The organism is Gammaproteobacteria bacterium (assembly GCA_035546635.1).
Classification (GTDB): domain Bacteria; phylum Pseudomonadota; class Gammaproteobacteria; order JAURND01; family JAURND01; genus DASZWJ01.
In genome coordinates, this window is record DASZWJ010000031.1 from 25,775 (window position 1) to 40,149 (window position 14,375).

The 14,375-nt window shown below is 41.2% G+C and carries 11 protein-coding genes; 6 read left to right on the forward strand and 5 right to left on the reverse strand.

Annotated features, from left to right (window positions below; translation table 11 throughout):
* The first annotated feature begins 22 nt into the window (after positions 1 to 22).
* Together VHE99_08585 and VHE99_08590 are read left to right on the forward strand one after the other, a co-directional pair.
* Entirely contained in the window at positions 23 to 937 is a 915-nt protein-coding gene (locus VHE99_08585) for a hydroxymethylglutaryl-CoA lyase (GenBank protein HVV69068.1), read from the forward strand.
* Positions 934 to 1,728 carry an enoyl-CoA hydratase/isomerase family protein gene (locus VHE99_08590; protein ID HVV69069.1) on the forward strand — a complete coding sequence of 265 codons (795 nt, stop codon included), beginning with the start codon at positions 934 to 936 and terminating at the stop codon, positions 1,726 to 1,728. The genes VHE99_08585 and VHE99_08590 overlap by 4 nt, the downstream gene beginning before the upstream one ends.
* Positions 1,729 to 1,780: 52 nt before the next feature.
* Here the strand turns inward: VHE99_08590 and VHE99_08595 are convergent, their stop codons facing one another.
* Positions 1,781 to 5,383: a hypothetical protein gene (locus tag VHE99_08595; GenBank protein HVV69070.1), complete on the reverse strand. Its 3,603-nt coding sequence runs from the start codon at positions 5,381 to 5,383 to the stop codon at positions 1,781 to 1,783.
* A 497-nt stretch (positions 5,384 to 5,880) separates the two neighbouring features.
* Here VHE99_08595 and VHE99_08600 point away from each other — a divergent pair, with 497 nt between their 5' ends.
* Together VHE99_08600 and VHE99_08605 are read left to right on the forward strand one after the other, a co-directional pair.
* Positions 5,881 to 6,387: a DUF1543 domain-containing protein gene (locus tag VHE99_08600; protein HVV69071.1), complete on the forward strand. Its 507-nt coding sequence runs from the start codon at positions 5,881 to 5,883 to the stop codon at positions 6,385 to 6,387.
* A gap of 18 nt (positions 6,388 to 6,405) precedes the next feature.
* Entirely contained in the window at positions 6,406 to 7,239 is an 834-nt protein-coding gene (locus VHE99_08605; protein HVV69072.1) for an NAD(P)-dependent oxidoreductase, read from the forward strand.
* A 24-nt stretch (positions 7,240 to 7,263) separates the two neighbouring features.
* Here the strand turns inward: VHE99_08605 and VHE99_08610 are convergent, their stop codons facing one another.
* Positions 7,264 to 7,866: a hypothetical protein gene (locus tag VHE99_08610; protein ID HVV69073.1), complete on the reverse strand. Its 603-nt coding sequence runs from the start codon at positions 7,864 to 7,866 to the stop codon at positions 7,264 to 7,266.
* A gap of 20 nt (positions 7,867 to 7,886) precedes the next feature.
* Here VHE99_08610 and VHE99_08615 point away from each other — a divergent pair, with 20 nt between their 5' ends.
* Positions 7,887 to 8,906, forward strand: a complete 1,020-nt coding sequence (locus VHE99_08615) for a hypothetical protein (GenBank protein ID HVV69074.1) — start codon at positions 7,887 to 7,889, stop codon at positions 8,904 to 8,906.
* Here the strand turns inward: VHE99_08615 and guaD are convergent.
* The gene (guaD, locus tag VHE99_08620; GenBank protein HVV69075.1) at positions 8,890 to 10,236 is read right to left on the reverse strand and encodes a guanine deaminase; all 1,347 of its coding nucleotides are present in this window, start codon (positions 10,234 to 10,236) and stop codon (positions 8,890 to 8,892) included. The genes VHE99_08615 and guaD overlap by 17 nt on opposite strands.
* The gene (locus VHE99_08625) at positions 10,233 to 11,429 is read right to left on the reverse strand and encodes an MFS transporter (GenBank protein ID HVV69076.1); all 1,197 of its coding nucleotides are present in this window, start codon (positions 11,427 to 11,429) and stop codon (positions 10,233 to 10,235) included. Before VHE99_08625 ends, guaD begins: the two co-directional genes overlap by 4 nt.
* A 343-nt stretch (positions 11,430 to 11,772) precedes the next feature.
* Between VHE99_08625 and VHE99_08630 the strand changes: the two genes are divergently transcribed.
* Positions 11,773 to 12,807, forward strand: coding sequence for an aldo/keto reductase (locus tag VHE99_08630; GenBank protein ID HVV69077.1), 1,035 nt, complete (start codon positions 11,773 to 11,775; stop codon positions 12,805 to 12,807).
* A gap of 198 nt (positions 12,808 to 13,005) precedes the next feature.
* Here the strand turns inward: VHE99_08630 and VHE99_08635 are convergent, their stop codons facing one another.
* Entirely contained in the window at positions 13,006 to 14,370 is a 1,365-nt protein-coding gene (locus VHE99_08635) for a DHA2 family efflux MFS transporter permease subunit (protein HVV69078.1), read from the reverse strand.
* Positions 14,371 to 14,375: the final 5 nt, after the last annotated feature.

The window sequence follows — 14,375 nt, forward strand, 5'->3', positions numbered from 1 at the left end:
TTTAAATTAGAGCCCCCATTTTATGAAAACGCCAAAAACAGTAAAAATCGTTGAAGTCAGTCCAAGAGATGGCCTACAAAACGAACACGAATTCGTCCCCACAAAAACTAAAATTGAATTTATCAATTTATTAACCGCTGTCGGTTTTACAACCATAGAAACAACCAGCTTTGTTTCCCCCAAATGGATTCCCCAATTAGCCGACAGCGCCCTAGTTTTTCAAAAAATCCATAAAGCCAAAGGCGTCAATTACCCCGTATTGATCCCCAATATGCAAGGATTAGAGTCCGCATTGGCCGTCGGTGTTAAAGAAATCGCGCTATTTACAGCGGCTTCTGAAAGTTTCACCCATAAAAACATCAATTGTTCAATCGATGAAAGTTTTCAACGTTTTATACCGGTGATTGACGCTGCCAAAGCAGTTGATATACGTATTCGTGGCTATGTCTCCTGTGCCTTGGTCTGTCCCTATGAAGGCGAAATTCGTCCGCAGGCGGTGGCTGATGTGGCTGCCCGATTATATGAACTGGGATGTTATGAAATTTCACTGGGTGACACCATTGGCGCCGGCACACCAAATAAGACCCAAGCCATGCTAGAAGCCGTTGCCACAAAAGTACCCATCCATGCGATTGCTGGTCATTTTCATGATACTTATGGCCAGGCTTTGGCCAATATTTTAGCCTCATTACAAATGGGGGTGAGCATATTTGACAGCAGTGTGTCAGGGCTTGGCGGCTGCCCCTATGCCAAAGGCGCCTCCGGCAATGTGGCAACTGAGGACTTAGTCTACATGCTGCAGGGTATGGAAATAGAGACAGGCATCAATTTAAATAAACTCATTGACGCCGGTGTATTTATTTGCAAACACTTAGGCAAACTGTCACGCTCCAAAGTGAGCATTGCAACGCTGGCCAAACGCGAGGTTCAAGAATGAACGACAATGTATTTTTTACTCAGGATGAACGGGGAGTGGCGACCATTACCTTAAACCGCCCTGAGCTGCACAATGCCTTTGATGATGCATTAATTAAAAACTTAATCACAATACTGCAACAATTGCAGAATAATGCCGAGGTCAAAGTTGTCGTGCTGGCGGCGGCCGGCAAAAGTTTTTCTGCAGGAGCTGATCTTAACTGGATGAAACGCATGTCGGGTTATTCTTATGCAGAAAATCTCAAAGATGCCCAAGCTTTATCAGAATTATTGCAGACGCTTAAGCTGCTCAAACAACCCACGATTGCTCGAGTGCAAGGTGCAACTTTTGGCGGTGGCGTAGGTTTGGTAGCGTGTTGTGATATGGCAGTTGCTTCCAATAAAGCCAGTTTTTGTTTATCCGAAGTGAAATTTGGTTTAATTCCTGCCGTCATCAGTCCTTACGTCCTGGCAACCATCGGTGAACGTGCGATGCGGCGTTATGCCTTGACTGCAGAAATTATTTCGGCTGAAGAGGCACAGCGTTTAGGCTTGGTGTCGGTGGTAACAACACCTGAACAATTAGATACTGCCTTACAAGAACTGTTACATTACTTATTGCAAAATAGTCCTCAAGCCGTCAGTGCTGCCAAAGCCTTAATCAATCGTGTAAGCAGCAATCCTTATGACGAACGACATTTGCAACTAAATACAGAGGCAATTGCCACAATTCGCGTTTCCCCTGAAGGGCAAGAAGGATTGAATGCGTTTTTGACCAAGCGCAAACCCGCTTGGTGTCCTAAAGAATTTTAAATATCGCTGGTGCGAAATTCAAAAAGACACGGCGTCCCAGAATGACTCTCCCTCATCTCAAATTATTTTCAACCACAGCAGGGGGAGAACTGGCAGGGGTAGGCACATTGGATACTTTTGCAGCTTGCTGCGAAGACTTCCCAAAAAGGTAATTAGTAAATTGACTCCACACTGATGCTTTTGTCGTAGTCGCTTCAACCTGGCTGCTAGGTAATTTTGTCTCAGCAGGCGCTTTTCTAGGTGTAGGTGTCTGTGCTTTAGCATCAGAAACTTGTGACGATGATCTAAAAAAGCAGTGGGACAACCTTTCCAAGAATGAAGGCTGATGAGTTTGGTTAGAAGAAGCCTTGGGACTATTATCTACAGGCTTGGTATTCCTACTTGGAGAAACCCGTACGTATCGGTGGTATCTTACTTTTGGTTCTTCTTTAGTTACTTTTGCTGCCACATGTTTTTTATCAGAATGTTTTTCTGCAAGTTTTTGTTTGTGTTTTCTAACTTCACCTTTCAGATTTTCTGCTATTTTCTTATCAAATTGAATCTGTTCAAACAAACTAATGATTAACTTACACCGCTGTTCTCGCTTTTCTCTCGCTGCTGTTGTTGTCGGTTTATCTAATTTGACAGAAGAAGATAAATTCTTTAAAAAATAATCAACGGCTGCGCTAGATCCTTCTCGTCGGCTAGTTTCAATACTCCTTTGCATCATCCGTAAATGCCTATGTGTTATATGGATATGTTTTCCGCTCAGATCAAATAATGCTTGCTCAAGTTTGTGTTGATTTCCTCTTTCAATCACTTTAAGAAGGCTATTATCATCTGGCCGCAGGTATTTGGCATTAAGATTACCCAAGACCTGTAATGCAGCATCACGCTCCGTTATGCAAAATGCTCTCTCCTCTGCTAATCTTTTACCGTCAGCTATTATAGCTTCTAACCTAGCAAGCTCTGTTGTTTTAAGTTTCCCAGCTTCAGCTTCCCGCAAATCATGTCTAGCACCAGCAGAGAGTTGGTGAATTTTTCTAGTTAAAATATGTATGTGATAAGCTCGATTTGCAAATATTTTGACTTGCTCATTGAAAGCATTTCGTTGTGGGTTAGAGCCAGAATCTTCATGTTTTATTTCACGGGGTATCAAATTTGGAACAACGATTGGTGTAGGTGCTTTAAACGCAAATGACATGGGATCATTACGAGGGTCAGAATAGCCCCTAATAGTTCTTGCGGCAACAGCCGACTCAGATTTAGGCGCACCCTCTTTTTTTAGAGCAGGTTCGGGATCGTGTTTGCGTGTATCCCCCGCTGTTTGAGCAGAATGACTGTTAACAGTTCCTGTAGTAGCAGGTTCGGATTTAAGTGCATCTCCCGTTTTTAGAGCAGACTCAGGTTTATCTGTATCATCGGCTATTTGAGATAGATCTATATTCTTCATTGTCTGTTGATAGGTTAATCTGGCTTTCGAACTAAGCCTTTGTGCCATTCTTTTGCTAATCTCAATCTGTTCAGAAAGTCCTAAAATAGCATCACATAACTCCTTATTCTCACCTTTTGAAAGTTGCTCATGTGATATCTGTCCAGCAGATTTTTCTGAAATAAAATCTTTAACATCATCGAGACTTTTAAATTTTACAACTTTTAAATCATCAACTGATAATTGCTCTAAACTACTCGCCTCTTTTTGCTTTTTGTCAGTACTTACACCGGATGATTTCAATAAATTTTTTAAATTATCTACCATCTTAGATCGAAGCTCTTCGACATGCAAAGCAGAAATATCGACGTCAAAATCATGTCCAAATTTTGCGAATTTTCTACTAAGTTTATCTGCAAAGCGCTTATGCCATTTTTCACCTTTTTGTCCAACTCTGTCCTTTTTTTCTCCACTTACTTGTTCAGAAGTATTAGGATTACCCAAGTTATCATCGAGTTTTCCTTCCATTTCTTGCATATATTGACAATACTGCTCTTGAACATCTTCAATTTCTTCATTTATCTTACCATCAGCTTCCTTTCTGGCTTCTGCTTTAAGACTATTTGCAGTTATTTTAGAAGCTTCCATTTGATGGAAAATATCCAAGACAGACTCACAATCTTTCCTATCTTCCTCTGTCATTTTTGATAAATCAATGGACTGTAATGTGCCTGATTTACGCAAAAGTGTTTCAACAACTTTATGGCTGTCTTTACCACTCAAGTCTACCTCTTTCAGATCAGCAGCTGTTAAAACAACAGGCTTATCCTTGGGTGATTTTGCGTCAGATGTCTGTGGTGTAAGTTTCAATGCTAAACGATTTAATGTCACTAAAACCCTATCTTGAAGTCTTTTAACATGTAAAGCAGAGATATCTACCTTATCAATCTTCTTGAATTTCTCGCTAAGTCTGTTGATCAATACGCCTTTAAAGTAATCTTTTAGATGCTTAGCTCTTGATCTTCTGCCAACCTCATGATTTTCTGCACTCGCATCGGTTTTGCCTTCCTGCCAAGACAATTGCATAAATCGGCTATATTGTTCTTGCAAATCTTTTTCTTCATTATTGTTCGATTTATTTCCTTTGCTGCGAGTAAGCATCCCTTTAAACACAGAAGATTTTGTCGGTTGATGCTGTTTTCGATCTTCCTCTTTGACAACCTCTGGCTGTGATTCAGTCGATTGTTTAAGATCGGCTATTAGCTTAGCGGTTTCTTGAAATACTTCTGCTTCTTTTTTAGTGTCTTCAATTTTCTCGAAAAGTTTTAAAATAGCATCACAATCTCCTTTGTCTTCATTTCCCAGCTCTAATCCTTGATCTTTAAATAATTGAGATTTTCCTAAAATAGCTTTAACCACTTCTAAGCTATCCTTTTTATCTCCAGTATCAGTGAGTCCTGGTGCAACTGCAAGATCATCAGGCGTAAGTTCTGTCACATTTTTATTATTTTGTGATTTTATATCACCCTTAGCTTTTTTTAATTTCAATGCCAAATTATTTAATTTTTGTAAAGCTTGATCGCGGAGCTCTTTGACATATGCAGCAGAAATATCGATAGATGAAGCACTATCAGTAGATCGATCAACTTTTTGGTCACGTAATTTATCACTAAGTTTTTCTATTAATTTGTGCTTGCGAGCCTCTAATCTGCGATCACGAGCTTGCTTGAGCCTTTTTTTGAAAGCTTTCACACGTTTAAAGGTAAATCTTTCAGAAACTGATAGTTCAGTACTTCCGCCATCTTTGGGTTTACGAGTACGAGCTTGTTTGAGCTTTGCTCTGAGAGCTTTTAGACGTCTAAAGGTAACCTTTTCAGTAGTTGATTGTTTAGCGCTTTCATCCTGGTCGCTCATTTCTAATTTCTCATCCTTCAGTTTCATATACTCGCTATATTGTCTTTGAAGTTTTGTTACTTCATTTTCAGGTGGTTTGCGCTGAAGTTTACTTCTTAGATTTGCCATTCTCGGAAATTGATTCTCACTAGCTCCTTGTGTAGGAGGTATGAGAGTAGAAGTATGGATTTTAGGCGCTTCTGTAGAATTTTTGGGGGTAGGTGACTTTTGTGGAGAGTGCGTCTGATCTATGCTTAAGATAGGATCTTCGCCCTTCATAGTTTGAGGTCTAGAAACAAAGGGCTCTGCATCGCCGGTTTTTTCAGATGGTTCGTATTTAAAATGACTCATATTACCCTACCCCTTAGCTTCAGTTGAATAGTAGATTGCCCTTTTATTAAGAGAACCTACCTAATTATTTTTATTTTAGATTGCTAAAGTTAAGCATAGTCAACTTAAACTAGTATTAAATACATTGCTTATTTTGAGCAAAAAACTTCTGTATAAAACAAAAAGGACACAAAGTAAGCGTTGTCATTCCCGCGCAAGCGAATCTATTTCTTTTCCGGCACACAGCCTAAATCAGGATAGATTCCGGCCTACGCGGGAATGACGAGGGTTTTTATAGGGTGAATAGTTATGATTAAATTTAGATAGGATTTAGTGAACAGAAAAATAAGTTGCCTCATTGCTTAACCCACAAATAGCAGATTTGCTTGCGACGGCAATCCAAATAAAGCTATACTCACGCCACTCAAACCTCTTTCCGCTTGGATTTCCTTCGTTCATAACCACTCCCATCTCCCTTTTTCAAAGGGAGACAGCACTTATAAAAAAGGAGCCAAATCATGCACTTATATATGATTTATTTAGGCGGGAAACACACAAATTCTTTAATTGAATTACATGATGTGCGTTTTGTCGCGGGCAATACGATTGAAGAGACTTACCCTTTACTGCGAGAAAGCTGGTGGGGTGTGCCTGACAGTTTGCATTTAGATGCTTGGGGGATTGTGAGACAAGTGGATGGCTATGATATTCATTTGAAAGATTTTCCTAGCCAGGGTAGAGAGCAGCTCTATTTTGCTAATTTGGGCGGCTATGATCCTTTAGAATTTACCGAGCTGCATAAAAATATTTGTATTGTTGCTGAGAATGACTTAGAGGCTAAAAAGAAAGCCAGGGACAAGATTACCGACTGGAAATTACCGCATAAGGATTATATTCATGCAGTGGAGGGAGTTTGGCAAATACAGACGATGCTGGCCGCGCAGAATCAATTCATCCATCTTGAATTAGCGAAAAAAACTCTTCCTTTTGAATTTACTAGCAATTATGTGCCTATTGCAGTTTAACTATTGCTGGAGAAAATTATGCCACAACCAATCAATACCAAAAAAAATCTTTTCATCAGCGGCGCCAACGGCCAAGTAGGAAAATTACTGCAAAAACATCTATCTCCTCATTACAACCTACGCCTGGGTGATATTACCCAATGCGATACCGCCTACTCTCAAGATATCCACTCGATCGACATTTTACAACCGCAAATGCTCAATACGGTATTGGATAATATCGACTGCGTCATTCACCTAGCAGCCATTGCCACAGAAATTGACGATGCCGATGCCGTCTTAACCACCAATATTTTAGGCACCAAAAATATGCTAGAAGCCACCAGACAAGCCCAGGTCCCACGCTTTATTCTGGCCAGCTCCATCCATGCGGTGGGTTTTTATCCACGCACCCAAACTTTATCACGCCTTATCACCCCAAGAGCCAGCGGATTCTACGGCGTCAGCAAAATTGCCAGCGAAGCTTTAGTCCGATTATATGCTGATAAATATGGCTTATCTGGTATTTGTCTTAGAATTAATTCATTACAGCCACAACCCAAGGACAAACGCCAATTAACTACCTGGCTGAGTGAAGGGGATGCAGTACGATTATTTCAAGCAGCCATTGAGGCACCACTTGATCTGCATTTTGAGATTATTTACGGCATCTCCAATAACACGCGTAAAAAACTCGACAATACAGGTGCACAGATTGCTTTTTCGCCGCAAGATGATGCGGAAAATTATCTAGAAGTGCTGGAAAAAAATGCGCTGCCGGAGGGTGAAATTGCTCAACTTTTTCACGGCGGACCATTTACTGAAAAATTTTTTGATGGTGATCTGGATAAAACTTTAACTCACCCCCTTTGAAAAAGGGGGTGAAATTTAGAATTATCATCTTTCATAATAAAAACACAAAGCCGAATCCCAACTACACTCCACCACAAATATACTTTTCAAACGCATTTTCAAGGAAGATAACGGACGCAAACTAAACACCTGCCGCACCTTAGGCTGGTGGTTGATTTTGTTACCGATTGCAATCAATAATTCCTGCGTAAAACACGTTGAACAAGTATAAACAATTGTCGCATCCTGCCATGAAGCCTTGATAAAATCATCACAAATAAAATCCAACTCTCGTGCATTTTCCCAAAACTCTGGGAAATCCGCAGCCACCTGCTCCTTAACGACTTGCGCTTGGGAATTGACTACGGAAGATGCCTCAATACCTATCACCTTTTTAATATCCGTTTGCAAAAAAACCTGTAAAGCAAACTTCCCCAATCCCGATCCTAAATCTAATAAAATATCGTCAGAAGAATAATTAAAATGTTTAATTAATTTCTTAACACTGGGATAAAGCAATTCTCCATAAGTGACACAAACGCCAGCTTTTAAAAATAAATCCCGCTCCTGTTCTGAATAACCCTGATAGCCTTGTGTATTCTGGTAGACTTTAGTCAAATACCCCTGATATAGTTCATCATCGTTCATAATGGATATCCTAAAATTCAGTGTCACGGGAAAAACGCTTAAATTATTTTAAAACCGCGGTCATCGCAAGGAATTTAGCTGAAACCGCCCACCCCTCATACCGTGCGTTATTTTACCGCTTGGTATTCATCCGTCGCATGGCGGAATTTTTCATCAGCGCTTTATTAGTTTTTGGCGGCCAACAATTTATTATTGCGAATCATTTTTTCTCGCCACTTTGGCCGGCAACTGGGGTGGCGCTTGCCGCCGTGTTTTTGCGCGGTAATTTCCCGTTATTGGGCATCTTTTTTGGCGCATTGGCCAGCTATGTCCTCAGTCATACCCCCTTTAGCATCAGTTTAATACACAGCGGCTTATTAGTTATCTATGTTTACCTCACGCGGGCGCTAGCGCTGCGTCTAATTGGTCCCATCGCCCCTATCGCTGACAATGCAGTTTTATGGAAGTTTTATGGCTTAATCATTGCCTCAAGTGTCGTGCTCAGCTATCTAGAATTTGTCATTCTCACTCAATCTCTTTTACCCAACCTGTCGCTATGGTATATGGGCTGGCTAGGTGAAATGAACGGAATATTGTGCATTCTGCCATTTTGCCTGATATTTGATCCTTTTATCTCAAAACGCTATTTTCGCCAACCAGTTCAGCTGTGGTGGGTGCTGGCTTTGGTGATTATACTAGGTCATTTATTTTATTTTGCAGTGCCAACGGGTATTATTTTAATTTTATCTTGTGCATTTCTTGTCATTCTAGCTTTTTATGCCAAATATTTTGGCCAATTTCCGACTTGTTTTACTTTACTGGGTATAGCAATGATTTATTTAAGCGCTACCCGGCCGGGCTTGCATTTATTTCATAGCAGTTCATCGGGGTTTCAAGATAAAGTCCTATTAACTATTTTTACACTGACGGTTATGCTAAGCATCAGCATTGCTACCCAAACTAGATCTAAAAATTTTCCTTCTCCCACAAGGGGAGAAGGAAAAAAGCTAAGGCTTTTAATAGGATTTAGTTATTGCCTCAAGTTTAACCATGCGACTTAATATACGCCTGCTCCCCATAAATATAAGTAGCCTCAATATTCTGGGTATCCCCCACCGTCATTAAAACAAACAGCTTCTCAAAAATATCCATCTCTTCTGCCAAACGATAACGAAGAAACGATGAAACCTTAAGATCAATCACAATAAAATCCGCTTCCTTACCCGCACTAAAATTACCAATTTTATGATCTAAGCCCAAGGCTTTAGCGGCACCCAATGTGCAAGCAAACCAACGCACCATACTCGGCAGTTTATAACTATTTAGCATCGCCACCTTATAAACATCATCCATCACCGCAAACAGCGACAAACTATTACCCCCACCCCAATCCGTGCCTAAAGTAATTTTATCTGTATATAGCCTCGCCTGCTCAAAATTAAATAACCCACTACCCAAAAAATTATTGCTTAACGGACAAGTAGAAATAATCGCCTGTGACTGCTTGAACAATTCTAATTCGGCCTCAGTTAAATGCACACAATGCCCAAAAACCGTTTGCGGGGTGACCAAACCAAAATGCGAATACACATCCATATAATTTTTACTCCAAGGAAAAGCCCTCTTGACTTCTTCGACCTCTGACACATTTTCATCTAAATGGGTCTGCACATAAAGATCTGGATGTTCCTTTTTGAGCGCACCACATAGTTCCAACAATTGCTCTGAACAAGACAACGCAAATCGCGGTGAAATACAAAATGACAACCGGTGTTTGTTATGCCACTTGGCAATTAATTTTTTAGTATTATCATAATTCTCTTGGGTCGATAATTTAAAATCACTGGTCGGATTCGTATCCATCAAAATATTACCGGTAATAAACCGCATGTTTCTTTTATCCAATTCTTCGAAAAATATATTCATCGCCTCATAATACAAAGGCCCATAAGAAACAGCAGTGGTGGTACCATTTTTGACTAATTCATCGAGAAAAAAATTAAGATTTTTGCGCGCAAAATCACTATCCTTATACTCACTTTCACCCGGAAACACATAATCATTCAACCACTCCAGTAACTTTTCTCCATAAGCTGCGACAATCGCACTTTGACAGGCATGTTGATGGGTATCGATAAACCCAGGCGTAATCAGCTTACCACTATAATCAATCACCTTCATACCATCTAACTTATTTTTTAAATCCGCATAGGCTCCAGCTGTTTTAACTTTCCCAGCCTCTACGATTAAAACACCATCTTCAATATAAACATACTGACTATTTTTATAATTATCACCCAATCCTTCTTGCTTTCTTTTGGGGACATTCTCCAACGTGGCTGAATCTTTAAAATAAAAAATGGCACCACGATAAGCTGTGCTCTTGTTCATAAACAACTCCTTTTGTCTTTGATAAAATAAAGCAACAATAGTGAAAACATCACGCAAAATGGCAAAAGCCATAAATAAGTAAAAAATAAATTCGAAGTAGAAGTAACAAATAGATACGGAACAAAAATAATTAACGTATTAAATAAAAACACCGCCGTATTAGTCACGCTCAATGCAACGCCCCGTGTGGCATTTGAAGAAACTTCACTGACAATCGTATAAAACAACATAGACCCAGACAAAAAGAATCCAATGAAAAACGAAACTATTTTAATAATAATTAACGTGTTAATCGCATAATGCGGCAAATAAATACCTACTAATAGCGCCATCACTCCCAAAACCAAAGTCACATGCAACACCGCCACCCTGGATTTAACCAAATTAGAAATAAAACCCAACAACGGCGTACCAACACCAATGCCAGCAAAAATAATGCCACTGACAATCACCGCTTGTAAATTTTCAACTGCATAATATTCCTGAATTCTCAAATACCAAAAACCCGAATAACCCAGCAAAACCCCAAATGAAGTCGCTGCCGCTAAAGCACAAAGCCGAATTTGTTTATTCGTTAACACGGCATGTAAGGATTTTTTTAAAGAAAGGTTTAGAGCAGGTTGATAATGCTTTGGAGATTTTATGAATACGACTGTGAGAATCAAAAGTAAAAAGCCAAAAATTGCCAGCTTTTGATAAAGTTGATTCCAAGAATAGTTTTTTAATGCTAAGGTAAAAAAATAGTGAATAATGCCTGAGAAAATGCAAGAAACCGATTGAGTCAAGCCAAATAAAATCGGAAATGCTTTGGCACTAAACCATTGCGAAATTAGTACACCAATGGCAATAAAAGCATATGCCGCGCCCAATCCTTGCAAAAAGTTAGCTAAAGAAAAGTAGATTAATCCCGTCGCATAGGAAATCATCAGATTCCCAGCTGCTAATAATAAAACCCCGCTACTCACTACCCAGCGCGGATTATATTTATCCAATAAATATCCAGCTGGAATCTGCATACAAGCAAATCCTAGGATAAATGCTGCCATGCTTAAGGAAATTTCAAAATCTTGCGCATGTAAACTCGTCTTGACCGCGCCAGAAAAAACAGCAGCTGCGGTATTTAAACAAAATGAATAAACCACAAACAGGGTGGCAACCACCCAAACAATTACCCTATAAATTTTGCTTTCCATATAGTTTAGCCATTGTCAAAATTATGATAAACTTAAATCATAACTGCTCACTCCAGTAAAACTAACAAAGTAATTACTTGCACCCTATTTAGTTTAGACCGTCGTCCCGGCATGGATGCCGAGATCCATCCCGCAGGAAGGCGAAACTTTGATTTCCCTATCAACTGGATCCCGGCTTCCTGCCGGGACGACGTGCGAGTAGTTACATATTATTTTAATGCAATACACCTACTTAAGAAAGCTCAGCGTTTCTGGCTACGCGTAGCTCCCCCTCACAGATAATTCGAGTAACACATAGCACCTGCTTTTTTTAAAAATTTCTTACACCTAAAAGGAAAAAATTATGGAATACCGATCTTTAGGCCGCTCCGGTTTAAAAGTACCTGTTTTAAGTTTTGGCACCGGAACATTTGGCGGCACCACTGACTTCTTCAAAAAATGGGGAACCACTGATGTCAAAGAAGCAACCCGACTCGTCGATATCTGTCTGGAAGCCGGTGTTAACCTGTTTGACACAGCGAATCTGTACTCACTCGGTGACTCAGAAATCATACTCGGCAAAGCCTTACAAGGTCGCCGCGATAAAGCCTTGATTTCCACTAAAGCCACTTTCCCTATGGGGAGCGGCCCCAATGAAGTCGGCTCTTCCCGTTACCATTTAATCCGCGAATGCGAAGCCAGCCTCAAACGCCTAAATACTGATCACATCGATATTTATTTTATGCACGGCTTTGACGCCCTGACACCGGTGGAAGAAACCCTAAGCACCTTAGACAATCTGATCCAAAGCGGCAAGGTGCGCTACATCGGCTGCTCCAATTTTTCCGGCTGGCATGTCATGAAATCTTTGGCGATTTCTGAGAAATACGGACTCGGCCGCTATGTGGTTTATCAAGGCTACTATTCCTTAATCGGCCGCGATTATGAATGGGAATTAATGCCCTTGGGTTTAGACCAGGGCGTAGGATTGATGGTATGGAGCCCGCTGGGCTGGGGGCGATTAACCGGTAAAATACACCGCGGCGCCCCCTTACCCGAAGGACGTATCAAATCTGGCGGCGGCGAAAATGGGCCCAAAGTAAACGATGATTATCTGTATGATGTAGTGGATGCCTTATCCGCCATAGCGCAAGAAACCAATAAAACCGTGCCTCAAGTCGCCCTCAATTGGTTATTACAACGCCCCACAGTCTGCAACCTGGTGATTGGCGCCCGCAACGAAGAACAACTCCGCCAAAACTTAGGCGCAATTGGCTGGCAGCTGACCCCTGAACAAATGACCACTTTGGATATTGCGAGCCGGCATGCTCCCATTTATCCTTACTGGCATCAAGCTGGGTTTGATATGATTAATCCTAAGCCAGTGCCTTGGGTTTGATGCTTAGCGTCGAAGTAAAAGACTGGTAGAAGATTCTCCCCTGTAACTCCCTCTCCCTTTGCGGGCTAAAGTATGCACACAATTAGAAACTCAATCCTTCTCCCCTTGTGGGAGGAGGATTAAGTCACTAGTTACTTGTGTGCATACCTTAGCTCAGGGAGGGGAATACAGTGCCTAGGGAGGCAGAATTTCAGCGCTTTAATCAAGAACCCCCCAAATCACAGCACACCCCCCAAGAAACAAACACCCCGCAATTATCAAACAAACATGCATCCCCCAAACAAACTGCGTCACTGTATTAATAATAGCCCCAAAAATAGCCACCCCTAACAAACTACCCACTTGTCGACTTGTATTAAATGCACCCGAAGCCACCCCCACACGATCATCCGCCACTGACCGGATAACCGCAACCGTCGCAGCCGGCATAGTCAGCGCTGAAACTCCTATCGCAACCAAAGGTAAAATCAACGCCAGATAAGAAGGTGCGCTTTCACCCGTTATTAGTAAAGCAAAAAACCCCAACGCCCCCATAGATAAACCTAAAAACATTGGCAACTTAGGACCTAAAGCCACAATCAATCTCCCACTTACAAAAGAAGTCATGACCCCAAGCCCCAGCATCGGCAGCAACGCCAACCCCGTCATCAGTACTGAATAATGCCTAACCTGTTGAAAATAAAAAGGCAACACGAAAAACAATCCATACGCCCCCAAATTCAATATCATCCCTGCAGCTATACCCACAGAAAAAGTTTTCGCTTTAAAAAAATTCAGCGGAAACATCGGCTCAATCGCTCGACGCTCATGCCAAATAAATGCAATAAAACTCAGCAAACAAACGACAAATCCACATAACACCAAAGGCGCCAACCAACCTGAATTCCCCGCTTCAATCAAACCAAAAGCCAAAGATGCAACGCTGATAATCCCCAAAAGTTGACCCAAAAAATCAAAACTCGTCTTCTGCTGAATAGCAGTAGGACTGGCCACATATTTAAGTGTGAGTAAAATCGCCGCAACACCCACAGGTATATTAATTAAGAATATCGATCGCCACCCCAGATAATGGGTCAACAGCGCCCCCAGCACTGGACCGGCAGCGCCGGCAATACCACCAACACTCGCCCACACCCCAATGGCTTTGGCACGATCTTCTAAATTTTCATAAGAGGCATTAATCAAAGCCAGAGAAGTAGGCACCAAAAGCGCAGCTGACGCCCCTTGAAACAGCCGAAACACCACTAACAACCACAAAAACGGCGCCAACCCACACCCCAACGACGTCAACACAAACAACCCCAAACCCCAAAGAAAAGCCGGCTTCGCCCCAACACGATCACCTAAATACCCTGCCGACAATAACAAACTGGCAAATGTCAAAGTATAACCCGCAACGACCCACTGCAATCCTGAAAAACTGCCCTTAAGATCTTCTCCAATACTATGCAGCGCGATATTAACCACCATGACATCGATAATCACCATGAAAAAGCCTAAACATAAGGCAAAAAGCGGTATATTTTTATTGGCTTTGACAATTGCTGTCATAGGGGTTTGCATTTTTA